Below are 23919 nucleotides of genomic sequence, written 5' to 3' on the forward strand. Positions count from 1 at the left end.
TGCAGTTTGGATAAAAGCCATGCGTACCCTCGTTGCCTATTTTGCGGCTTCCGTCCCGCAATCCGCCCAACCCATTTGCCGGGCCGCGTGATCGCAGACCATGCACAACGGTGAATTTGATATTCGAACTGCGCTCGGCACGATCCGGCGACAGAGTTGGCTGATCCTTCTGGTTTTTGTCGTAACGGTCGGGTTGGCCGCGGTCGTCGCGCTTTCGCTCGAGCCTTCCTACCGCGCGACGGCAGTCGTCATGGTCGACACGGCTGAAAAAAACCTGCTGGATCCCACGACGCCCACGGTCTCGGCAGCGGCGGACAATTCGCGCATGGAAAGCGAGGTCGCGATCGTTCGTTCGGAGACGAACGTCGATGCGGTCCTTCAGGAAGCGGCGCTTCTCGATGACCCCGACTTCTTCCCCAGAGAAGGATTACGTCGGCAGATCATGATTCTGCTCGGTCTTGCCGAGCCAAGCCAATATACGATCGTCGAGCGTCAGCAGGATGCTGCCCGAATCTTGCGCAATTCCACTTCGGTCCAGCGGCAGGGGCTGACCTATCTGCTCAACATTTCGGTAAACGCACCCGCGCCGGAAAAGGCGGCGATGATCGCCAACACGTTTGCCGAGGTCTATATCCGCAACCAAGTCGAATCCAAGATAAACCGCGTTATGGCTGGCCGTGACATCCTCTTCGAGCGCGTGGAAGACGCACGCGAAGGGCTGATCGATTCCGAGCAAGCCTTCAGCGATTTCGTTCTCACAAGCGCCACGACGGTGGCAGAGGCGACGGGACGGACCGATATCGAGCAGTTGCGGCTGGTCCTCGAAGCCTCGATATCCGAGCGCGATCGTTTGACCGAACAACTCGAACTGGTTCAGGCAAGCCTTGCAGCCAGCGACTGGACGGTGGTCGCCGATACGTTGCAATCTCAATCACTGATCGAGTTGCGAGACCGTCAGGCTGAACTTGAGGCCGAACTGGAGGCCAATGCCCAAGGTAGCTCTCCGCAGGCCGTCCAGTTGCGTGCCGAGCTCTTGGCGCTCACCGAACAGCTCCGGACCCAGGCCAATTCCGAGCTCGAAATCCTCCGCCAGCAGATCGCCGACCAGCGCGCCCGCGAGTCGGACACCCAACTGCAGCTGCGATCATCGATCCTGACGACGAACCTGCCGCCCGAAGTGCTCGCCAATATGTACGAGTTGCAGCAGAACGCCGAGATTGCGCGCACGCAATACGAACAGATGCTGACCCGTCTGCGCGATATCGAAGCCCAGGCCTTTCTTCAGGTGGCTGACAGCCGCGTGATGTCAGCAGCGGTACCGCCCTCCAGTTCGTCATTTCCCAATGTGCCGTTTATTATCTTCGCAGCAGGGCTTGGCGGTCTTGTATTGGGCACGGGCCTCGCGTTTGGACGCGAGCATTTCATTGGCAGCATCGTCAGTGCGGACCATCTGGCCGCCGTTACAGGCACGCCGGTTATCGCTACGGTGCCGCAACGAAATTCACCGGGCAAAGCCCCCGATGGCAGCAAGCGCCATTCGCTCTCGGCCATCATCGTCCAGGATCCCTATTCAAGCTTTGCCGAAGCCATTCGTCGTATCCGCGTCTCGATAGACCAATCGACGCGCCAATTGCGGCGCGAGCCTCATAGCGCCGACGTGCTGCTCGTTTCCTCGGCCAATGCGCAGGAGGGCAAAACGACAATGGCGGTCAGCCTGGCGCGTGCTTATGCCATTTCGGGCAAGTCGACACTGCTGATCGATGCCGATCTGCGCTGGCCGAACGTGCACAAGGAACTGGGCGTTCCACCATCTCCGGCGCTGTCCCACTATCTGCTCTCGGGCAAGCGCAATGGCTTTGACCAGATCATGATCGCCGACAAGCTTTCGCCGGCCAAGATCATCGTCGGCAGCGATCCTGCCCAGCGGGAAGCGCGCGCGCCGATTTCGAGCGAAATGCTGTCCAATCTCATCGACAGCGCCATTACGCGATTTGACGTCGTTATCGTGGACACCCCGCCGGTTGGGGCGCTGGTCGACGCGCTTTATCTGGCACAATACGCCGATACCGTCCTTATGATCGTCAAACACGGCAGGACGCGGCAGCGCGAAATCCGCGCGGCGCTCCATGAGATCGAGCCAGCCACCAAAGAAACCGCCAGCATATTCTGCGCACTCAATGGACAACCTATCTCGCGCGCCAACAACAAGAGACGCTTCAAGAACTACTATCTCGACTGAGCGCCGTTAGGCTCCTTTTCGAGACGGAAACGAGGACGGATGTCGAGCCTGCCATTGCCATTGCTGATCCTGGGAGTGCTGGGATGGCTCGGCCTTGCCATGCGGCTCGTGCCGCGGTTGCGTGGACCATTGTTGTTCCTGTTTATCGCCTTTTCGATCCGCTATCTCGCCAATTTCTTCCACCTTTACACCACCAAACCGGTTATGGCGGGCCAGAGCATCAACTCGTTTCTGACCCTGGGGATCGCAGCAATCGCGCTATATGTCTGCCGGCGTGACCTGGTGCGTTATCGCCTCACCCTGCCCGTCTATGCTTTCGTTGGCACATTGATCATATCGGGCGTCTGGAACGGCGAGATTGAAGGGTTGATCAATGCCCTGATCCGCCAGTTCCTGTTTATCGGCATCATCCTCTCCATCGTTGCCGCGTTGCGCGAGCAGGGCGACGAACACTCCGAAGTATCAAAGCCGCTGTTGGCCGTGTTCGCCATACCGCTGTTCTATCAGCTCATCTCTGTCGTATTTCGCTACGCCAAGGCAGCCGAGGCCGACGGTTCGACAAGTTATATCGGTGGCTATATCCACGAGGGCGTCTTTTCCACGGTCCTTTTGGCTGCTTTTCTCGTCGTGACCCTGAGCAACATCGCCTGGAAGTGGCGTACATTTTTGATCATCGTGTTGTTTACGGCGCTGGTTTTGGCCAATTATCGCACGAGCGTCGTCGCTGCGGTGCCGCTGGCGCTGGCCCATTTCGCGCTTGCGGGGTCGGGCAAGCTCAATCTCGGCATGTTGGCAATCGTGCGCGGGATTGCACTGGTCACCATCGCCATCGTCGGCGCCTTGCTTTTCGCGCTGTTATCAGAACGGCTTGGCGATATTGGCGTGGTACTCTCGGCAGGTAGCGACTTGTTCAAGCCGCCGACCGAATTTTCAAACGAGGAACGTGGGCTGATGTCAGGCCGCGTGATGATCTGGTCGGATTATATCTTCACGACGATCCATTCAGACATCGCAAACGTCGTCTTCGGGTTCGGTCCTGACGCCTGGCAACAGTCGTTCTCGCTCTATGCCCACAATGTCTACATCTCCTATATCTACGAGATCGGCATCCTTGGATCGGCATGCTTTATCTTGGTCGTCGTAAGCTTCATGACGCTGGCGCTCAAGGCTGAGCAATCCAAGAAGTGGGTCCTCTTCGGCGGCCATGTGAGCTATGTGATCTTGTGCCTGGGCACCATGCCGACCTTCACCATCGAAGGTATTTTGTTCTACGGCATTTTGTGCGGATACACGTCGCACTATTACCTAGTGGCGCGCGCCGCCGCTGCCCAACTCAAGCGCGACTCCAGAGCCACGATCCGGCCGGGCCGCCGCGCGCGCCCATTGCGTCCGGCAACCGCGCGCCAATTCAGGCATCCGGCGAAAGCCAGAACCCTTCGTTAAAGCGAGTCGTAAGCCACGCTGGTTTCACGCGCGGCGCGATCCCAGTTGAACCTGCCGACCAAATCCGGCGCGCGAAACGTCTCGGGGTCGGCCGCGATGCGTTCTGCCAGTTGGGCCGTGTCGCCCAGCGCAAAATAGTGGGCACCGGGCAAACCCAAATCCTTGTTGGGGACGATATCGGACAGGACTATGGGCGCTCCAAGTGCAGCAGCTTCCAACGCAGCAATCGGCAGGCCCTCATGGGATGAGGCCAGTACGAAGAGCCGTGCGCCAGAAACGATCGAAGCGACATCGGCATGACCAACCGTTCCGGTAAAGATGACGTTGGGGCCGGCAAGAGTGTGCAGATAGTGCTCATAGTCCTTTTCGCCCCCCCCCACGATCACCAACGGATCCGGCACCCCTGATATCGCATGTGCCTTGATCACATCGTCGAAGCGCTTTTCAGGCACCAGCCGACCGACCGACGCGATGTATCGGCCCGGGGTCAGGCCAAGGCGCGAAAGAAGCTCACTGGAGACATGGGACTTCAACCCCACCAGATGGTCGGCGCCATTAGGCACATAGAAGATGCGATCAGCCTTTCCCGGATAGTCCTGGCGCAATCGTTCAGCCAGCGACGGGGAAACAGCCAAAACCACATGCGCATTCCCAAGACCAAATCGTTCGCCTAAACGCAGCGCCGTCTTGGCCAGCCGGTTCCACTTCGAACGATTAAAGTCATCCCCGTGATGCGTGAGGACCACCTTCATGCCCAGCATGCGCGCCAGGGGCGCGACAAGCGCCGGTCCAATGGCGTGGATATGGATGACATCGCTGCTTTCGGCAAAGCGCGCTAACCACACGCCCGCCAACGAATTGCTGATCGCCTCGAAATAGGGATGCATGATTGCAAAGGCGGGACGTACGGCAACGCCATCGAAATGATAGGGAGCCTCGCCGATATAGCCCTTCCGACCGATCACCGTAAAGCGATCGCTGGGTCGCATATGGGCCAGTCGCGGCAAAAGATGCTGGCAATGGGTCTCGATACCCCCGCTCACATCGGGCACCCCACGCAGGCCGAGGACGCAGACTTTCATGCTTGGCTTTCCCGGCCGGATTTCCGACCACTCGTACTGGCCGAGCGTAGCTGGAATTCTTCCCTGTCGGCAATGCTCCCATGACAACGCCTTGCAAATATTTCGATATCGCAGTCAAATGATATCTCTAAGCGATGAAAGCCTTTGCCCGACGCATGATGACTTGCCTTTTTTCTCAGTTTCCCGCCATGACGTCGTGATGGTCAAAAGCGATACCCTGATCTCAATTGGCAAGTCGGCATTGGGGCGATGGGCCGTCGGACGCGCTCCGACGGACAGCTCCAGTCCCCGCCTTAGCCATGACCAGTTTCCCTCCGCGGTCTATGCCATCGGCGACGTGCATGGCCGGCTCGACCTGCTCTCCCGGCTTGAGGCACAGATTGCTGCTCACGCAACGCAATGGCAGGGCCATGTCTGGATCATTTTATTGGGCGATTTGATCGACCGTGGGCCAGATAGCGCCCAGGTCATCGAGCATCTGATTGCGCCCGCCGACCACGGTCACAAGCGGATTGTCCTTAGCGGCAACCACGACGACGCCATGATAAACGCGATGTCCGACCGGACGGCATTCCTGCGCTGGTGCGATTATGGCGGTCTTGAAACACTCCAGTCCTATGGGTTCCCGCCACGTTCTCCTACAGTGCTCGCCAGTGACTGGCCCAAGTTCAGTCGCACGCTCGCAGCTACCATTCCCGCGCACCACATCGCATTTATCAAGTCGCTCCCGCTATCGCTGACACTGCCCGGCTTCGTCTTCGTGCATGCAGGTCTTGTGCCGGGCCTAGCGGTCGAAAAGCAAGCGGCTCATGATATGAGAAATTTTCGTGGCCCATTTCCTCAGCGGCCCCATGACGGGGGTTACGTCGTTGTCCACGGTCATACGATTTTTGATCGCGTGACCGTCACGCCGGGTCATATTGCCGTCGACACTGGAGCATATCAGACCGGACGACTGTCTGCCGTGTGTCTTACCGCCGACGGGCTCAATGACGTCCTGGAAGCCAAACTCTGAGCGTTGCAGCTTGCTGCGCGGTCAAACGCGATAATGGTCGCGATACCAATCGACGAACCGAGACACACCGACAGTAACCGATGTCGAAGGCGCGTACCCGATCCATTGCGCGAGGCGAGAAGTGTCGGAGAATGTATCTGGCGCGTCACCAGGCTGTAGCGGCAGCATTGTGAGTTTCGCCTCGCGGCCCAATGCGGTCTCGATCGCGCGTATATAATCCATCAGCTTGACCGGATTGGAATTTCCGATGTTGAAAATCCGGAACGGGGCGCTCGATATGGCGGAATCCGGCGCCGCGGGGTCGAAATTTGTGTCCGGGCTGGCCGGCTTGTCGAGTGTACGGACGACGCCCTCAACGATGTCGTCGACATAGGTGAAATCCCGCGTGTGGTTACCGTGGTTGAATACCTCAATGGGCTCACCTGCAAGAATGTTACGGGTGAATTTGAAGAGCGCCATGTCGGGTCGTCCCCACGGCCCATAGACGGTAAAGAACCGCAGACCCGTAGTTGGCAGGCTATAAAGGTGGCTGTAGCTATGGGCCATCAGTTCATTGGCACGCTTGGTTGCCGCATAGAACTGAAGCGGATGATCTGCACCTCGACCTTCCGAGAAGGGCATATCCGTCTGCCCGCCATAAACGCTGGACGTCGACGCATAGACGAGATGCTCGCAGCCATGACGACGACACGCTTCGAGCAGATTTGAAAATCCGATGAGATTGGAGACGACGTAAGCTTGTGGGTTTTCGATGCTGTAGCGCACCCCGGCCTGTGCTGCCAGATGCACGACGCGGTCGAACCGGTGGTCCTCAAATGCACCATTTAGGGCCGAAGGGTCGGCAATGTCGGCCTCGACGAAGCGATAATGCCCGCCCTGCCGCGTGCCTAATTCTTCGAGTCGGGACAACCGGGCCCGCTTGAGATTGACGTCGTAATAGTCGTTGACGACGTCGAACCCCACAACGCTGTCGCCCCGCTCGATAAGCCGCGCGGCGACGTGATAGCCGATAAATCCGGCACTTCCGGTGACGAGAACCTTCAAGAGACGGCCTTCCAGATACGCAATAAGCTTAAACGTCTAGAGCTGCCCAACGTCTAGATGAACGCCGAACAGCTCTAAAAAGCGCTTGAAGACGGCATTGTCAAAGGTTCAGTTGCCACTCCCGGTAAGGAATTCGCGCTTGACCGTCAGGAACAGAATCCTGATGTCGAGCGTAACCGAGAGGTTCTGGATATAGGCCAAGTCGTGGTCGACTCGTGCCCGCGCCAGATCGGCATCCTCAGTAGAGCCACGCAGCCCGTTTATCTGGGCCCATCCCGTGATTCCAGGACGTACACGCAGCCGGTCGTCGTAATAGGGCACGACATCCTTGTAAGGCTGACCGCCCGCCAATTGTCCGGCGACGTGCGGACGCGGTCCGACCATCGACAATGTGCCCCAAGAGCACATTGATGAACTGCGGAAGCTCATCAATGCTGGTCCGCCGCAAGAATCGGCCAAGCGGAGAGATACGCGGATCGTTGAGCTGGGTCTGCTGGACCCCCTCAAGCGAACATTGCGCCACCCGCATGGTCCGGAACTTGAAAATGCCGAATTTTTCGCCATTCAAGCCCACACGCGGTTGTCGAAAAAGCACCGGCCCCGGGTCGGTGATTTTGATTGCAGCCGCCACAAAAACCAGCAGCGGAAACAAAAATATCAGGAGAGATATTGCCGCGGCGATATCCAAGGCACGCTTGAGCGCCAACTGCAGCGAGGCAGGCTGTTCAGCCCGTCCCAATACAGGCGTTTTACCACGCCAAAAAACCGGCAATCCACTAGCGGAAGACACTTTCACCCCCTTGTGCACCGGAACGACATTGTCATTGGACGCAAAGGGAGCGGATTCCATACGTAGGTCATTAAGCGGCATAGCCCGAGCCCTCTAAATTCTACCCCCGACTCCCGCCGCCGCTGAAGGAGGTTAACTTTACGTTAACACTATACACCCTGCCATTTGCTTGAACAGCATAAATTTTCAAGTTTAGATGATTTTTTTGATCCGGAGTTGAAACATATATTAGTTGACCAGTAGTCCTTACGCCCGATCGCTAATTTCCAACCGATAATCGCGACGCTCGCAAGGCGGTCCACACAAAAATAGCATAAATTAACGCGGCACCGGTTAGAATAGGTACTACATAGACCAATTCACTCAATACATCATAATCGACAATTTCTTTTGTAATGACGAATATCAAAACAAATACAAGTGCCTGCAAAGACATACTCAATGCGATTCGAAAAGGATTTATGACGATTAGGTGAAACATGTGCAGACGATACAAAACGATCGATCCTGCCTTTGTTAGCGCAAAGCCAGCGACGGCCCCAACACTGCCCCACATCGCTCCGGCAACCGACATTGCAAGCAGGCTAGCTGCCAGCGAACCCAGTTGGAATGCCAAACCAAGTTTCTGAAAACCTAGCACAGCCACGATCGGCGTCATTGCCCCGAAAATGACGGTGGCGCAGACCCAAGGCACCATCCAGCGCAGGTAGTGACCTGCCTCTACCCACTCTGGCCCAAAGGCGACCTCAACAATCAAAGGTGCAAACACCGCAGCGAATGCAGCGGGGCCGATGGTAAGCGCCGCCATGATCGTGACCGGCACCCTGGCGGCGCGCCCAACCGCCTCGCGCGACTTGCGATGGTCTGCAAGGTTTTTGTAAATCGACTGGCTAATCGCAGTGCCCAAAACCGACGCCGGCATCATACCCACACGCTGCGCCAGCAAATAGAACCCGGATGAAGCGGCCCCAAACTGGGAAAATAGGATAAGAGCCGGGAGATACTGGCTGGCCGAAAAAGCGACTGACGCCGGAAGCGAAAAAGCGGGAAACCGCCAGTAATGAAGTGCCAGGAATTTGGCACGCTCCCAGTCTAGCCCCACGAAAGCGGCGCGGTCGCGCCGGCTGAAGATCCTTATGAACGACCCGATCCCTGCCGACTGGCCCAGCAAATTGCCCAGCACAAGTCCGAAGGTGGCAAAGGGCGTGAAGGCCGAGCCGATCTGGATGAATGATTGCGATATGGCCTGGAAAAGCTTGGTGCGTGCGATCACCGGAAAGGCGCGTTGGCGCACAGCCCAGTTGCTCAGTGCCGTGTAGGTGCCGATCGCCAAGACCCCGACCGGAACCAGAAAACTGAACGCCGGCAGTCGTTCGTAGCCCAGCCAGCTTGCTATCGCGTCGGGGAAGGCGAGAAGCACAACCCCGGAAAGCGCCGCAATCACCACAACGCAGGCGAGCGACAGCGCCAGCGCATGAGCGGCAAGCCCATCGCGCTTAGGCAAGGGAATGACCATTTCATAGCGTAGCGTAGCGGCGGCGCCGACAATGGCCACCACCGACATATAGACGGACAGCAACCCGAACTGGTCGGGCGAATACAGTCTCGTCAGCACCGGCGCCGTCAGCAGCGCGATGACTTGGGCCATAACGGTCCCCGACGCCAAAATTCCGGCAGAACGAAACAGTGTGCTGGTCATCGATTTGGACACGGACGACTCGCAAAATAGGCGGCGGTCACCTGCAACGGCGAGTGGCGCGGCACGCGTGTTCGATGATAATGGAGGTAGCCAAACCGGCGAAAAATGGGGCGAGCCGGACCACTCAATGACACACTAGCCCATGAGCGATTGCCATGAGATTGTCCCGGGCCCGCAGGGCATTGAAGGCGAGTATCCGAACCGCATTGGGCAAGATCGGTCTTGAACCGGTGCGGCACGATACCGCCATCTATGATGCACGTGGATTGACAACCGACCCCATCGAGGCGGCGTCTCGCGCAGGTTTGCGGCCGTTCCTGATCGACGTGCCAACCGAGAATTGCCGCATCATGCCCGGAGCGGCATTTGCCTGCGCAGCCGGTGTGGGTAATCCCTTTGTCGATACGCTTGCCCAATACGCCGCGGGACGACTTACCGGTTATTCCGGATCGCCGCTCAACGATTTTCACCGCCAGTGGCAGCCTCAATCCGCTGTGGAGGTTCTGGGAGTTGGGCCGCAAGGGCTCGGCAACGGACTCGAGACCGCGGGGCCGTTTGGCATGATTATGCCGTTCTCGCCCCAAAGCCCACAAGACGCCGAGCGTCGATGGCGCCAGATGATCGAAAATGACAACATTGAGCACGCCATCTCCGGCGATGCCGCAATGGGCTGGAAGGGCTGGGGGCCGGTTTCGCTGGAACTCGGCGAGGCCGAAATCGTCCGCTTGACGCGCGTGTTCGCCTCTATCAGCGAGAGAGGCTATGTCCGAAACGACACGCGGGATGGCGACATTAAGGGCGTCGTTTTGTTCGACGGCAAAGATTTTCGCATCATGATCACGGGGGGGCACCATCGCGCTGCAGCGCTGGCGGTGCTGGGTCATGCCACGGCGCCAGTCCGCATCGACCACCCAATCGCGCGGCGCGCGGAAGTCATCCACTGGCCTGCCGTGACCTCGGGTTATTTCGACCCCGCTGCCGCGCTCGCTGTGTTCGATCGCATCTTTGCCGGTCGACAGCCCTGGTCGCAGATCTAACAGTTCACGCGTCATTGGCTTGGCGCTCCAGCCGCCGGAGCGCGGCCTCTTGCCGAGGATACATGGACCGGATGGCCCGCCACGCCTGGACTGAATTATCGGTCGAGTGCAGGCCATTATAACGCTTGGCCTTTGGCAAGCGGGCATGAAGCGCGTCGCGAACGGCCTGTTTGGCAATCTGAATTCGCCCATTGTCCAGCAACGGATACTGGTCGAGAAGCGCCTGAGTGGGGGCGATTGGTGCGCGATCATAGGCAACGACGACCTGGGCCGGCTCGCCACCGCTCACCGGGAACGGCCCACGCCCCCAATTGCCGCCCCGAACCTCCTTACCCAGTTCGCGAACTGTCTCGCGGGTCAGCGCCGGCGTCGGCGGCAGCATGAAACCCTCGCGCCGCAAGACGTTCAGAACGAGATCGACCTTGCCCGACGCAACGACGCCCTCACGAATATAGAACACTACCCATCCCGGCGCGGCGGCACCCTTCCATTCGCCCCGCCTTTCCAGGTCCTCCGCGATCCATTGATTACGGACAGCGAGCCTCTCAAGCGTCTCAATCGGAGGCTTCCATCCCTCGCGCTCCATCACGAGATCAAGCGAACTGAGGGTGGCTGGAGTGGTTACAATAAGACCAGCTTTTTCAGTGAGCCCTTCGATTGCCGGCAAGGCGGGTTCGCTTTCCCGCCCCAAAAAATACAGAGCACCGTAGATCGTCAACAGCGAGCGATGTCTTTGCTCAGCCCAGCCGTCAGCTGAAGCGTTCTCCATGACCAGTCGCGCAAGAGCTGGGGGCAGCAATGGCATATCGCCAAAAGCAAAGCCTGGCAGCCCTGTGGTCGAAAACGCATGTACGGGCCGGCCCACCGGCCAGTTGGTCAACATCGTGCGCACAAGGGAAACTGCGCTATCCTCAAACAGTAAGGCAGTTGGCGCAGCACTCCCCATTTGGACATATTGCGGGTGATCGATCAGCGCGCAGGCCATCCCTTTGTTTTTGATGCGCGTAACGACCTCTGAAAGGCTTCCCAGCCCGGGCGCCAGATACCACCGCCCCTCGATACCCATTTTTCGAGCCAGACGGCGACTGAACCCTGCCGGCAGCGCACGCTCGACGGCATAGCCGGTGCGCGCGACAAAGCCGCCAATCGGGGTCCGGTCGGTTTCATGGAGTTGGATGAGCACCTTATCCATGCGCTGGCTTGGCCTTACTCGAGTTGATGGCCCGCAACCCACGACTGCGCAGCCAGGTATTGGTGCGGCTCAACGTTTCGAGCACCGACCCGGACGGCCTGTAGCCACGTTCGGTGAGATAGTCGTCGATCGTGTCGAGCGTAATTTCCATGCGCAGCCCGAGACGATCTCGCAATGTGGTGAGAACCTGGAGATAATCGTGCTCGGGAGCCACCATGGTCTTTGGGCCTTCGTGGCGATCCGGCAGTCCGGACGCCCGGCCCTTATGATAGACCGCGTGATAGGCCATGGTGTCGAAATGTTCGCGCGCTGCAGGCACCGGGAAGACAAGGCGATGTCGAATGGCGCTCTCTAGCGCCCGTTCGGCGAGCGGTCGCGAAAAATATGGCGTGCCCTTAAACCGCGTGCCGGCCCGGCCAGAGACCGTATAGATATCGAAGGGGATATCACCCCCCAGAGGATCGAGCATGCGCACGACCTTGGCCAAGTCCTCGTCACGCACCAGCAGATCGACGTCCTCACCATCTGCAACGTGCGGCAAATCTTCAAACCAGCGCAAAACAACGCAGTGCACACCCGCCGCGTGTAGTTTGTGAAAGAACCCTTCGAGCGTGTCTCCCGCCGGCAGGTAGAACCGCGGCGACATCACAAGTCCAAGATTGTGAGCGATACGCTTGCGCCATGGTTTGGGCAAAACTGCTTTGGGATTGAGAGCCATCAATGTGGTCCCCTCGAAATAGAAAAAATCATGGTCATTCTTCCCGCATGGCGTAAGCCAACTGATCGGTGATCGGCTGGACGAGGTAGGACAGGACCGTCCGATCGGCGGTCTTGATGAACGCTTCGACCGGCATGCCCGCAATCAGCTGAATGCTGTCCGGCATGGCCGCAAGCTGGTCGCTGGTGAGCGCGATGCGCGCGCTGTAGAATGGATTGCCGGTCACCTGGTCGACGGTAAGGTCCGGCGCGATCGTCATGATTTGCGCCTCTAGTTCGGGCGCCATCCTCTGATTGTAGCCGGTTATTCGCACGCTTACGGGCTGCCCTACCGATACCTTGTCGATGTCCGTAGGCGCCAGCCGTACGTCGAGATACAAATCCTCGCCCACGGGAACGATCAACATGGCGGTAGCACCTGCCCCCAACACACCGCCCACCGTGTGCACGCTGGACTGATGCACGACACCGCGTTGTGGGGCCCGAAGTTCGAGGCGCGATGCGCGATCGACCGCGGCAATTTCCTGTTGCGTGGCTTCTGACAATCCGCTGCGCACCTCTTGAAGCTGTTCGAGCGCACGCGAAAGATGGTCTTGATCGACTTGCGCGATCTGGAGATTGCGCTCGGCGATCGCTGCATTGGCTTCCGCAATCGCGGCGATGATGCGTCCTTCTTCACCCTCAGCCTGAGCCAATTGCCGCTCCATCGTATTGAGCCGGCTCGCTTCGATCAGTCTCCCATCGACCAATTGGCGCGTCGTGGCGATCTCGTCTTCAAATAGCGCGATCTGCCGTCCGATGGCGCTGAGCTGGGTCTCCAGTCCTTCGATCTGACGAGACAATTGGGTGATCTGTTCACCCAATTGCGCCACGTAAGCCTCGCTGGTTCCGCGGGTGACCGCGAGGACCTGCCCTTCGAGCCCGGTCAGTTCAGAGATATCGTCCTGGGTCGCATAGGCCCCTAGTCCGTCGGGTACCGCAAAAGTGTCGTCTCCATTGATTTCGGCCACGAGACGCGCTTCTCGCACGGCGAACTGGCTGATCTGGAACCGCAGTGCCGAAATCTGGCTCCGGACCGCGGTATCATCGAGTACAGCGAGCAGTTCACCGGCCTCGACCAGATCACCGTCGCGCACCAGAATCTGGCGCACGATGCCACCTTCCTGATGCTGGATCTGCTTGGCAAAACTGTCCACAACGACGTTGCCCCGCGCCGAAACGGCTCCTGAAATTTCGGTGGAATAGGCCCAATAGCCCATCGCCGAAAACAATAAGACGCCCAGGACGAACCCGAGCACGCTATGGCGCTTGAGGCTCTTTTCCGATGCAAAAACCCTCTGCCCTGCCGCGATCGTACTCATGATGCCGGCACTCCCACAGCCTTGAGAACTGTCGCCACGGGTTTGGCCGGCGGCGCCAGGACCTGCTCCTTGGGACCGAATGCGATCTGGCGACCCTTTTGCAGTACCAGGACCTTATCCATCGCCTCGAGCGCGCCGGGACGATTGGCGGCGACAACAACGATGGCACCCCTCTCCCGAGCCGCCCGGATGGCGCGGGTCAACGCGATATCGCCGTCGGCATCGAGATGGGCATGCGGCTCGTCCAGAACGATCAGGAACGGGTCACCATAGAACGCTCGCGCGATACCGATACGCTGACGCTGACCCAACGACAACCGCTCGCCAGCGTCTTCGATGCGCGTATCATATTTGTCGGGCAGCGAGACGATCATCTCATGCACGCCCACCAGCTGCGCGGCAGCGATGATTGCGTTCGTGTCCGGAGAGGCGGAGAACCGCGCGATATTGTCGCCGATACTGCCGTCGAGCAGGCCGAACGCTTGCGGCAGGTAACCGACGATCCCACCCAGCTGCTCAGGCGGAAAGCTCTCGATCGCCGCGCCGTCGAGCCGAAGCGTGCCCAGCATGCCCGACCACAGGCCGACCATCGATTTCGCCACGCCCGACTTACCCGACGCCGTCGGCCCGACAATACCCATGCCATCACCAGCCTTGAGCTCGAACTGCAAGCCGGTGACCAGCGGAACGCGTGACCCCTTGGGTCCCGAGGCGAGGTTCTGGACCACAATCGCTTTGGCGGGCACGGGCATCTGCCCCAGGCCGGCTCCGCGCTTGTCCGAGGCCAGAACCGCCCGGATACGTGCCAGCGCCTGCCGCGCCATCAGCAACCCGCGCCATTGCCCGACCAGTTGATCCACGGGCGCCAGCGCCCGCGCCGTGATGATCGAGGCGGCAATCATGAGCCCAGGCGACAATTGGCCCTCAATCACCAGCAAGGCACCCAGTGCCAGAACGCCCGATTGCAGCAGGTAACGCAGCCCGCGGATCAGCGACGAGACGGCGCTGCCCCGGTCCGTCGCCAGCGCCAGCGCCGACAGCACGCTTTGTTGGTGGAACTTACGCTGGCCTTGAAGCGGGCCGACCATGCCCATGACGTTTACGGCATCACCATTGGCTCTGACACCATCGAGAAAGCGCTGGCGCCTCATAGAGGCTTCGCCCAAAGCAGCCGTCGGCCCCCGCGTTGCAAACTCATTGATCAACATCAAAACAAGGATTACCAGCGCGCCTATGGTCGCCAGCCACCCGAGGTCGGGATGCATGACGAAGATGATGGCGAGATAGGCCGGCAGCCAGGGCAGGTCGAGCAGCGCAAGCGGCCCGCTCCCACTCAAGAACCCGCGCAACGTGTCGCCGTCGCGCACCGCATCGGGTCCGCCCGCAGCTCCACCGGCGCTCGCGGTCTTTGCCATCGCGGAGAACAGCGCTGGAGCAATCCGGAGGTCGATCACCGCCGCGATCCTCATCATCATGCGGCTGCGCAGCGCTTCAATCACCGCGTAGTAGAGATAGAGAAAGCACACCATGGCGGTCAGCACCACCAGAGTGGGGATCGACCGACTGGTAAGCACACGGTCGTAAATCTGCAGCATGAAGATCGGCCCCGCCAACATCAGGATGTTGGAGATCGCACTCATGCCGACCAGAACCACAAAGGGTCCGCGAAGTCTCATAACCATACCCCTTGGCCCACTCACCCGTTCCACCACCCGGTCTCCCGAAATGGCCCATATCCGCGGATGCCCATCCGCAGCACGCAATGGCTTTAGTATCTGCAAGTGTTAGGCTGCGGCAAAACCGGTTAAAAAGCCCATCTCAAAGTCATTATCGAATAGAAACAGATATTGAGGTCCGCCTAAGCAATAGAATATTCGAAGCCCAGATCAACGTCGTTGTACCAGATAGTATTTGTCTGCTGGTTCTTCGCCAGGATGATGAACTCGTTGCCCGTATCGGTGCCCACCGCATGTGCCGGACGCTGGGGATCGAGCATGTCGTGCGACGCGTTGGTTCCCTGAAGGATCATCATGCCGATGTCGTCAGAATCGAATGTCGGGTTATCTGCGTCAGTGACCTTGAGGAACACGGCGCCTTCGGGATCCGATGTGGACTCCTGATAGTAGATGAACAGCCGATCATTGGTATGGTCGAGCACGATCCCTGGGCGGCTCGGGTCATGGGCGCCGCCTTCGACGATCAGAAGCGGAGCATCCCAATTGCCAGGGTGTCCCTTGAGCAGCCAGAGCGAATTATCGTCGTCCTTGATCACCGCATAGATCGTGGTCCCATCCGACACCGCCGCCATATGGTTGTCGATATTGACGTCGTCGGTGATCACTTCCTTCTGCCAGCCGTTAACGTAATCGGCGGCCGATTGCGGCGTATCGCGCCAGACGATCGACCAGTCATTGTCCGACCCTGCGCCATCGCGGCTATAGATCACAGCAATCTTGTTGGCCCCGCCCTGGGTGAAGAAAACGATATCGGCCTTGCTGTCGCCGTTCGAACCGCCGGACCGGTCTGTCGTGGCATCGAGCAGAACCTGACCCCAAGTCGAAAGGTTCGACGATGTTGCAAACCCCAGATGCAGCCCAGCGCTCGAGCCGCTCGCCCCGATGGCCGATACCACCGGGACTCCGTTCTGGTCGATCGAGAGCCGCATTTCGATATTGGACGTCCATTGGCTGCCGGAAAGCACGCCGCCCGACCCAGCCAGTACGATGTTGGACCCCACGACCCAACTGTCTGTGCCCGCCGCATAGTCGAGCGCAAAAAGGCGCGGCGTGCCGTTATTGTACTGCATCACATAAAGTGTCTCGGTAACCGGATCCCAGGCAAGGTCGGCGCGGTTGGACGAGTTGGACGCAAAAAGCGCAGTGCTCTTGATCGTCCAGCCGCCCAACTGCCCCTCGTCGGGCGTCGTACCGTTGAATTTGTGGATGGACCAATTGGCGCTATTGGGCAGGATCGCCCACCACGCGCCGGCAAAGTAAAAGCTCTTGGTCGAGTTGGAATGCTCCAGATGCCGTGCGCTGGTCGAGCCCGAAATCGCTGTGGCAATATAGGACGCGTGCAGAGGATCGTCCGGCTGCTCTGTAACATTGACCGTTACCGTCGCGCTGGCGGAGCCGCCCTTGCCGTCGCTGATCGTATAGATAAACGCGTCCACCCCGACATATCCGGCCGACGGTGTATAGGTCACGGTGCCATTGCCATTGACCACTGCGGTCCCGTGCTGCGGCGCGACGGCAAACCCCGTCACCGTCAAGGCGTCTCCGTCGACATCGACATCGTTGAGCAGCACCGGCACGACGACCGATGCCCCCACCTGCACGAAAGCGGAATCCGCATTGGCGACAGGCGCATCGTTGATCGGATTGACGGTGACATTGACAGTCCCTGTCGCCTGCCCGCCCTTGCCGTCGCTGATCGTGTAAGTGAAACTGTCGGCGCCGTTATAGTTGGTGCTCGGTGTATAGGTGATCGTGCCGTTGGAATTGACGACGGCCGATCCGTGGGCCGGGGCTCCCACACCGATGACCGTCAACGTGTCGCCATCGATATCGGTGTCGTTGGCCAGAACCGAAATGACCACAGCCGCGTCTTCGTTGACCGCGATCGTGTCAGCATTGGCAACAGGCGCGTCGTTGACCGGATTGACGGTAATGCTGACGGCTCCCGTCGCCGCGCCGCCGTGCCCGTCGCTGATGGTGTAGGTGAAGCTGTCCGGCCCGTGATAATTGGCGGTGGGTGTGTAGGTGATCGTCCCGTTGCCATTGATCACCACCGTGCCGTGGCCTGGCGTTCCCACGCCCGTCACAGTCAATGCGTGTCCATTGGCATCGGTGTCATTGGCCAGAACCGAAATAACCACCGAGCCGTCTTCGTTGACCGATATGCTGTCGGGGTTGGCAACGGGCGGCGTATTGACAGGAACCGAGGCGTTCACCGTCACGGCGGCCGTGCCGGTCGCCTCTCCACCCTTGCCGTCGCTGATCGTATAGGAGAAACTGTCGGACCCCGAATACCCGCCAGCGGGCGTATAAGTTACTGTACCATCGCTATTAATCACGGCGATCCCGTGCGCAGGCGTTCCGACCCCTATCACGCTGAGCGCGTCGCCGTCGACATCGCTGTCGTTTGCCAGAACGTCGACGACCACCAAGCCGCCCTGAGTCACGACGGCGCCGTCGCCTGCCGCCACCGGCGCGTCATTGACGGGCTTGACCACGATGGTGATCGTCCCGCTCGCCGTCCCACCTTGTCCATCACTAATCGTGTAGGAAAAGCTGTCAGGCCCGTTGTAATTGGCGTTCGGCGTATAGGTCACCGTCCCATTCGAATTGAGTACGGCAACGCCGTTGGTCGGCGTGCCGATACCGACGATCGTGAGGGTACCTCCGTCCGGGTCGGTGTCGTTGGCCAGTGGATTGATCACCACCGAACCATCCTCATTGACCACGCCTGCATCGATTGCCGCCGTTGGCGCGACGTTTTCCTGCCCGCCCGGCGCGCGATAGGTAATGGTGAGCTGCGGCGGGATCGACCCCTGTGCCGAATAGAAATCCCACCCATTGGTGCCCAGGGAAACGAAGACCCAGCCCAGATTGGCCTGGCCGCCGGCCCAGGCCTGCACGCTTGCCGTCACGTCATAGCTCGATGCGCCGAGATTGGTCGCACCGGTCCGCACGTCGGCCGCGGTCAGCGCCTCCACGCCATTGGTCTGCACGCCAGACACTATGCTCGCCCAGGTGCTGGTGTCGGACCAATTGGTCAGCATTCGGTGCAGCGTGGCGCCATTGCCGGTATTTGTGGTCTGCAGCGTGAGTGTCGCCGAAAGGATTTCCGATCCCGGCGGCACTTGGAAGGCCCCATTCCCGAACAGATCGTTGAACCGCAGCAACACTTGGACATCAGTGCCGCGATCCACCCCGATCACGGCCGTATTGGCGTGATTGGCACCCGTATTCGATTGCAGAATCTGGGTGTCTACGGTCCCCGAATACCCGTTCACCCCCTGTCGGAAGGTCACCTGATGCTCGACATCGCCCGAAACGGGCTCGACCACATTGACATTGACCGACCCGACCGCGGTGCCGCCCTTGCCGTCGGCGACGGTGTAAGTGAAGCTGTCGGGGCCGGAGTAACCGGCATTGGGCGTGTAGGTGATCGTGCCGTTGGGATTGACGACGGCAAACCCGCTCGCCGGACCGCTCACACTGATGATCGCGAGGCTGTCCCCGTCGAGATCATAGTCATTGGCCAATACTTTTACCGTCACCGAGCCGTCGACCAGAACACTGGTGTCGTCGCTTGTCGCAACCGGCACGGTGTTGGGCGTATCCGAATTGACGGTGATCGCGACATTGGCTGTCGCCTGCCCGCCCTTGCCGTCGCTGATCGTATAGGAGAACCCGTCCGGCCCCGTGTAGCCGGCATTTGGCGTATAGGTGATCGTGCCATTGCCGTTGAGCACCGCGTTGCCGTTGGCCGGCGTCCCCACGCCAATGACGCTGAGCGCATCACCATCGGCGTCGCTGTCATTGCTCAGAACATTCACGGTTACCGAACCGCCCTCGATAACGCTGGCTGCGTCCGCATCGGCCACAGGCACGTCGTTGACAGAATTGACCGTCACCGAAACGCTCGCCGTCGCCTGCCCGCCTTTGCCGTCGCTGATCGTATAGGTGAAGCTGTCGGGCCCATGATAATTGGCGTTGGGCGTATAGGTGATCGTACCGTTCGAGTTGATGATCGCCAATCCATGCGCGGGCGTTCCGACCCCAGTCACAGTCAGCACATCCCCATCGGGATCGCTGTCATTGGCCAAAACCGCTATGGCGACCGCACCGTCCTCATTGACCGAGACGCTGTCGCCGGTGGCGACCGGCGCATCGTTGACCGGATGGACCGTCACCGCAACACTTGCCGTCGCGGTCCCGCCCTTGCCGTCGTTGATGGTGTAGGAGAAGCTGTCTGGCCCGGTATAGCCGGCATTGGGCGTATAGGTGATAGTCCCGTTGGAATTTATGACCGCCGTACCGTTACTTGGCGTCCCTACGCCACTGACGCTGAGCGCATCGCCATCAATATCGCTGTCATTGCTTAGAACCGTGACGACGACATTGCCCCCTTCATTGACCGAAGCGGTGTCACCCGTCGCCACGGGCGCGTCGTTGACGGGGTTGACCGTCACGCTCACCTGCCCTGTCGACTGCCCGCCTTTGCCATCGCTCAGCGTGTAGGAAAAACTGTCGTTACCGAAAAAATTGGCGTGCGGGGTATAGGTTATCGTGCCGTTCCCATTGAGCACGGCGACCCCATTGGCCGGCGTGCCGACGCCTGACACCACAAGAGTGTCCCCGTCGGCATCAGCATCATTGGCGAGCACATTGACAGTAGCCGACCCATCCTCATCGACGACGACCGTGTCTGGATTGGCGACCGGCGCCGTATTAGGCTCGCCTTCGATACGATAGCGAATTGTCAACTGCGGCGGCGTAGCGCCTTGGGCCGAATAGAAATCCCAGCCATTGGTCCCTAGCGAAACGAACACCCAGCCCAGATTGGCCTGCCCGCCCGCCCAGGCCTGAACGCTTGCCGTCACGTCAAAATTGGACGCGCCAAGGTTTGTCGAACCTGTGTTGACGTCGGCGGCGGCTAGCGCTTCAACGCCATTGGTCTGAATGCCCGATCCCGTGCTCGACCATGTACTGTTGCCCGACCAATTGGTCAGCATCCTGTGCAGTGTCGCGCCGTCTCCAGTATTGGTGGTGTGCAGCGTTAGCGTGGCGGACAGGATTTCGGCACCCGCCGGAACCTGCGAGACAGCATTCCCAAACAGATCGTCGAACCTGAGCAAAACCTGGACATGGGAATTGCGGTCAACACCCAGCACTGCGGTATTGGCATGATTGGCGCCGGTGTTAGCCTGCAGCAATTGCGTATCGACAGTCGACGCGTACCCATTCACCCCTTGGCGAAAGGTTGTCTCAAACTCCTGCACCTTCGTCTCCACTTCCACTCACGACCGGAGAGGAGGCGGCCCCGCAACTGCCCGCCCATTTGATGATAATTCGCTGCTCACCCGGCGGAATGGCCGCCCCCAGGCGCTGGGCGACCGTGCCAATCGGCTTACCCTCGCAGCTATTGTGAAGTTAACGTCATATTAATCTATTGTCCATCAGCTTTAATGTTCAAACATAACGGCACAAATTTTCCACCAAGACATGACTCTTAGATTTAAAAATTTCCTTTAATAGACAAATTGCTACATATGATTTGAAGAAATCAAACCATTAAAAATAGATTGAATGAAAAATCGAGATTCCAAGTACCGGTATAAGAGCGTTAATTTCTCAATTTGACTTATACCAAGACAAAAGTGACCCACGAACTTCAACCGAACAAATGGACGTGACTGCTCAAAATCGACGTAAGCCGTGAGATATAGAGGCGCATCATCTCTTCCAAACACACGCGTTGATCCGCCCCCGTGGTCGCGGTGTAATCAAACTTTTTCGAGCGTGTGAGATTGGCCACACTCAGCGTGACCCAAAATGATCTGAAGGCTTCGACGCATCGCGACCAATGCGTGCACAATCAGAGGGTTAGCTCTCGTCTTGCGGCGCGATCAGGATGGTGATGCCGTGATGGCCCACAGCCCAGAAATGGGGGTTGGCGAAGTCGCTGTCATGGATTTGGTTGCGTTTGCCATACGAAAGCGGCGTCGCCGTTTCGTCGAGCACGACACCGCCCGCAGCCCGCAGGATCGCATCGCCTGCCGCTGTGTCCCATTCCATCGTACGTCCGAGGCGCGGGTAGAGGTCAGCCTGACCCTCGGCGACCATGCAGAACTTGAGCGATGAGCCAACCGACGAATAGCCGTCCACTATCAGCTTGGCCAAACGCGCGCTGTCGGCGTTGCCCCCATGCGACCGGCTGCCGACGAGCGTCAGCCCCCGCTCTGGCGGAACCCGTACGGCGATGGGCCGGATATCGGCGCAACGTCCATCAACGACCTGTGCCGTAAAGCTACCCGTGGCGGCCTCGCCCCACCAGATGCGCTCAAGCGCGGGCGCATAGACCACGCCCATCATCGGCACGCCGCCTGAGATGACCGCGATATTGACCGTAAATTCGCCGTTTCGGGCAATGAATTCCTTGGACCCGTCAAGCGGATCGACAAGAAAGAACTCAGCGCCGCAATCGGGCAATTGCCCAGCAGCGGCCGCCTCTTCGGCAACGATCGGGATATCGGGATAGGCAGCGACCAGCCGTTCGGTAATCAGCGCCTCCGCTGCCAAATCGGCCTCGGTGAGCGGCGATGCATCAGCCTTGGTCGAAACGACGATCTCAGCCCGGCCATAGATCGCCAGGATGACTTTGCCCGCGTCCAGCGCGATATCGACCAAGAGGTTGATGTCTGGCTGGCCAGCTTTCATCATGAGCGCCGATATTCCGTAGATGAGGACGGTTCCTCATAGCCCCGCGCGGCACTGCGCACAAGACGTTGGACTAAAGGTGCCGGCGGGAAAGGAAAATGGAGGCAAGGCCTGGATTTGAACCAGGATGACCGGACTTGCACGCCCGGCGCGTCGCCGCTCCGCCACCTCGCCCCATAGGACGAAATCTGCCTTATGCCGCCGCTATCATCAACTTGGCCCTGCGCATGTGGTTAAGCCAATGCTACCGTTGTGTTTATGCGATCCAATCGCCGCCCTACCCCGTACCATGAGCAGGCGGCATGAGAACGCTTGACCGTACGGGCTCCGGTCCCTGAAACTGCCCGCCAGACCGGACACGGCACGACCCGAAAGCGATGCGTAAAAAAAGCAAGGACCTGATCGAGATTAGCCACGTGGGATCGTGTGACCGATATCTGCGTTCAGATGTGCAGCAGCGTGCCTCAACTCAACACACGGAGACGACATGAAGACCCTACCTTCGGTTCTGGCAAGAACCACAAGTCTGCTCGGGGCCACTGCGCTCACCTTGTCCGCGCTTCCAGCGATCGCCCAAGACGATCTCATCACGCGCAACCGCGTTGGCCCAGCCGATGCAGAGAACGTCCTGACATTCCGCCTGACGGCCTATGACCTTTACAGCGCCGACCCAGCCACTGCCGAAGGGTTTGAGGCTCTCTTTACCGATTTCATCAACGAGCACCCCGGCTGGCGGATCGAAACGCAACTCCAGACAGGAAATCTCAACGAAGAGCAGGCCCGCATTCTCGAGCAGGCCCAGGCTGGTCGCGGACCCGATTGTGCCATGATCGATTCCGCCCAACTCGCGACCTTCAAGGAGGCCGGCGTGCTCTCGCCGATGAACGATTTCCTCACCGACGACGAGATCGCCGATTTCTTCCCCTATGTCCGCGATGCGGTCACCGATGAGGACGGCAATGTCCTGGCGCTCTGGTGGTTCACCGATCTGCGCGTTCTCTACCGCAACACCGAAATCGTCCCCGACGCGCCCCAGACCTGGGACGAAACCCAGGCCGCAGCCCTCCAGTCGGTCGAGGCCGGTTATGAGGGCCTGCTGTTCAATGGCGGGCGTACCGAAGGCACGGCCTTCGACTGGCTGGCCTTTTTCTGGGCCCAGGGCGGCGAACTGGTCGACGACGCGGGCAAGCCGGTCTTTTATGAAGGCGACAACCGCGAAAAATTCCTCGCCGCGCTCGATTTTTACGACCAGCTCGTGGAAACCGGCGCCGCGCCCCAGCGCGTGACCACGATCACCAATTACGACGATATCACCGCCGAAGCCGCCGCCGGCACCACGGCAATGTTTATCGGCGGCAACTGGCAATACGCCCAGCTTCAGAGCACACTCCCCGAGGAGATGGCCAGCCAGTGGGCGGTGTCCGAACTCCCCGGTCCCACGCCCGACCAGCGCGCCACGGGCACCGGCGGATGGTCGATCGCCGCCCTCAGCGACGATCCGGCCAAGGTGGAAATCTGCGCCGATATCGCCCGGCTCTATGCCGGTCCCGGCAACGCCTTCCAGCGCCTTCTGCCTACATCCGCAGCGCTTTACAACGAATACGACGAGTTTGCTGGCCCCGAATTTGAAACCTTCGCTGCGGCACTAGAGAATGGCCAGTCGCGTCCAGGCGTGGCGATCTATCCGGAAATGTCGACCCAGATCCAGATCATGCTCGGCGAGGTTCTCTCGCAGACCAAGGAGCCAGAACAGGCTCTCAATGATGCAGTGGTTGCTATCGAAGCTGCCTACGCGCGCCAATAATCTGACAAGAACAGGAGCCGGGCGATTTGGTCCGGCTCCTTTACTCAAC

At 59.4% G+C, this 23919-nt stretch carries 15 protein-coding genes, 1 tRNA gene and 1 pseudogene; 5 read left to right on the forward strand and 12 right to left on the reverse strand.

Features of this window, described 5'->3' with window-relative positions; all coding sequences use genetic code 11:
- Positions 1-100: 100 nt before the first annotated feature.
- Entirely contained in the window at positions 101-2239 is a 2139-nt protein-coding gene (locus tag BLR31_RS01270) for a GumC family protein (protein WP_090590100.1), read from the forward strand.
- Between the two features lie 39 nt (positions 2240-2278).
- A complete protein-coding gene (locus BLR31_RS01275) occupies positions 2279-3682 on the forward strand; it encodes an O-antigen ligase family protein (RefSeq protein ID WP_090590104.1) in 1404 nt (467 codons plus the stop codon).
- Here the strand turns inward: BLR31_RS01275 and BLR31_RS01280 are convergent.
- On the reverse strand, positions 3679-4764 hold the full coding sequence (locus BLR31_RS01280) for a glycosyltransferase family 4 protein (RefSeq protein ID WP_090590107.1): 1086 nt from the start codon (positions 4762-4764) through the stop codon (positions 3679-3681). The genes BLR31_RS01275 and BLR31_RS01280 overlap by 4 nt on opposite strands.
- Positions 4765-4963: 199 nt before the next feature.
- Between BLR31_RS01280 and BLR31_RS01285 the strand changes: the two genes are divergently transcribed.
- Positions 4964-5779 (forward strand): metallophosphoesterase, encoded by an 816-nt coding sequence (locus BLR31_RS01285; protein ID WP_176762451.1) that lies wholly within the window; start codon positions 4964-4966, stop codon positions 5777-5779.
- Positions 5780-5800: 21 nt separating this feature from the next.
- On the opposite strand, the gene BLR31_RS01290 is transcribed toward BLR31_RS01285, so the two are convergent.
- From BLR31_RS01290 to BLR31_RS01300, 4 genes and pseudogenes are all read right to left on the reverse strand, one after another.
- Positions 5801-6823, reverse strand: a complete 1023-nt coding sequence (locus BLR31_RS01290) for an NAD-dependent epimerase (protein ID WP_090590114.1) — start codon at positions 6821-6823, stop codon at positions 5801-5803.
- Positions 6824-6931: 108 nt separating this feature from the next.
- Positions 6932-7207, reverse strand: a complete 276-nt coding sequence (locus tag BLR31_RS21950) for a sugar transferase (protein WP_244504910.1) — start codon at positions 7205-7207, stop codon at positions 6932-6934.
- A gap of 64 nt (positions 7208-7271) precedes the next feature.
- A pseudogene (locus tag BLR31_RS21955) lies at positions 7272-7694 on the reverse strand (sugar transferase); the annotation flags it as partial.
- Between the two features lie 178 nt (positions 7695-7872).
- Positions 7873-9261, reverse strand: a complete 1389-nt coding sequence (locus BLR31_RS01300; protein WP_176762452.1) for an oligosaccharide flippase family protein — start codon at positions 9259-9261, stop codon at positions 7873-7875.
- Positions 9262-9467: 206 nt separating this feature from the next.
- Here BLR31_RS01300 and BLR31_RS01305 point away from each other — a divergent pair, with 206 nt between their 5' ends.
- A complete protein-coding gene (locus BLR31_RS01305) occupies positions 9468-10349 on the forward strand; it encodes a hypothetical protein (protein ID WP_143009282.1) in 882 nt (293 codons plus the stop codon).
- 4 nt (positions 10350-10353) lie between these two features.
- Here BLR31_RS01305 and BLR31_RS01310 read toward each other — a convergent pair whose 3' ends face one another.
- The 7 genes from BLR31_RS01310 to BLR31_RS01340 form a co-directional block, all read right to left on the reverse strand.
- Positions 10354-11541, reverse strand: coding sequence for a hypothetical protein (locus tag BLR31_RS01310; protein ID WP_090590128.1), 1188 nt, complete (start codon positions 11539-11541; stop codon positions 10354-10356).
- A complete protein-coding gene (locus BLR31_RS01315; RefSeq protein WP_090590132.1) occupies positions 11534-12259 on the reverse strand; it encodes a hypothetical protein in 726 nt (241 codons plus the stop codon). The genes BLR31_RS01310 and BLR31_RS01315 overlap by 8 nt, the downstream gene beginning before the upstream one ends.
- 34 nt (positions 12260-12293) lie before the next feature.
- Entirely contained in the window at positions 12294-13619 is a 1326-nt protein-coding gene (locus BLR31_RS01320; protein ID WP_090590136.1) for an HlyD family type I secretion periplasmic adaptor subunit, read from the reverse strand.
- The gene (locus BLR31_RS01325; RefSeq protein ID WP_176762453.1) at positions 13616-15295 is read right to left on the reverse strand and encodes a type I secretion system permease/ATPase; all 1680 of its coding nucleotides are present in this window, start codon (positions 15293-15295) and stop codon (positions 13616-13618) included. Before BLR31_RS01325 ends, BLR31_RS01320 begins: the two co-directional genes overlap by 4 nt.
- 182 nt (positions 15296-15477) lie before the next feature.
- Positions 15478-20628 (reverse strand): Ig-like domain-containing protein, encoded by a 5151-nt coding sequence (locus BLR31_RS01330; protein ID WP_143009283.1) that lies wholly within the window; start codon positions 20626-20628, stop codon positions 15478-15480.
- A 604-nt stretch (positions 20629-21232) separates the two neighbouring features.
- Complete coding sequence (gene cysQ, locus BLR31_RS01335; RefSeq protein WP_090590147.1) at positions 21233-22069, reverse strand: 3'(2'),5'-bisphosphate nucleotidase CysQ; 837 nt, start codon at positions 22067-22069, stop codon at positions 21233-21235.
- Between the two features lie 96 nt (positions 22070-22165).
- Positions 22166-22240, reverse strand: a tRNA-Ala gene (locus BLR31_RS01340).
- A 313-nt stretch (positions 22241-22553) separates the two neighbouring features.
- Here BLR31_RS01340 and BLR31_RS01345 point away from each other — a divergent pair.
- Entirely contained in the window at positions 22554-23870 is a 1317-nt protein-coding gene (locus BLR31_RS01345; protein ID WP_090590150.1) for an extracellular solute-binding protein, read from the forward strand.
- Positions 23871-23919 lie beyond the last annotated feature (49 nt).

Origin of the sequence: Pelagibacterium luteolum (genome assembly GCF_900100665.1) — a bacterium.
GTDB classification, from domain to species: Bacteria; Pseudomonadota; Alphaproteobacteria; order Rhizobiales; family Devosiaceae; genus Pelagibacterium; species Pelagibacterium luteolum.

Excerpts from the sequence above, each read along its gene's own strand:
- BLR31_RS01270 (WP_090590100.1), top strand. The coding sequence starts at position 101 with ATGCACAACGGTGAATTTGATATTCGAACTGCGCTCGGCACGATCCGG.
- BLR31_RS01275 (WP_090590104.1), top strand. The coding sequence starts at position 2,279 with ATGTCGAGCCTGCCATTGCCATTGCTGATCCTGGGAGTGCTGGGATGG.
- BLR31_RS01280 (WP_090590107.1), bottom strand. The coding sequence starts at position 4,764 with ATGAAAGTCTGCGTCCTCGGCCTGCGTGGGGTGCCCGATGTGAGCGGG.
- BLR31_RS01285 (WP_176762451.1), top strand. The coding sequence starts at position 4,964 with ATGGTCAAAAGCGATACCCTGATCTCAATTGGCAAGTCGGCATTGGGG.
- BLR31_RS21950 (WP_244504910.1), bottom strand. The coding sequence starts at position 7,207 with ATGGTCGGACCGCGTCCGCACGTCGCCGGACAATTGGCGGGCGGTCAG.
- BLR31_RS01300 (WP_176762452.1), bottom strand. The coding sequence starts at position 9,261 with ATGGCCCAAGTCATCGCGCTGCTGACGGCGCCGGTGCTGACGAGACTG.
- BLR31_RS01305 (WP_143009282.1), top strand. The coding sequence starts at position 9,468 with ATGAGATTGTCCCGGGCCCGCAGGGCATTGAAGGCGAGTATCCGAACC.
- BLR31_RS01310 (WP_090590128.1), bottom strand. The coding sequence starts at position 11,541 with ATGGATAAGGTGCTCATCCAACTCCATGAAACCGACCGGACCCCGATT.
- BLR31_RS01315 (WP_090590132.1), bottom strand. The coding sequence starts at position 12,259 with ATGGCTCTCAATCCCAAAGCAGTTTTGCCCAAACCATGGCGCAAGCGT.
- BLR31_RS01320 (WP_090590136.1), bottom strand. The coding sequence starts at position 13,619 with ATGAGTACGATCGCGGCAGGGCAGAGGGTTTTTGCATCGGAAAAGAGC.
- BLR31_RS01325 (WP_176762453.1), bottom strand. The coding sequence starts at position 15,295 with ATGAGACTTCGCGGACCCTTTGTGGTTCTGGTCGGCATGAGTGCGATC.
- cysQ (WP_090590147.1), bottom strand. The coding sequence starts at position 22,069 with ATGATGAAAGCTGGCCAGCCAGACATCAACCTCTTGGTCGATATCGCG.
- BLR31_RS01345 (WP_090590150.1), top strand. The coding sequence starts at position 22,554 with ATGAAGACCCTACCTTCGGTTCTGGCAAGAACCACAAGTCTGCTCGGG.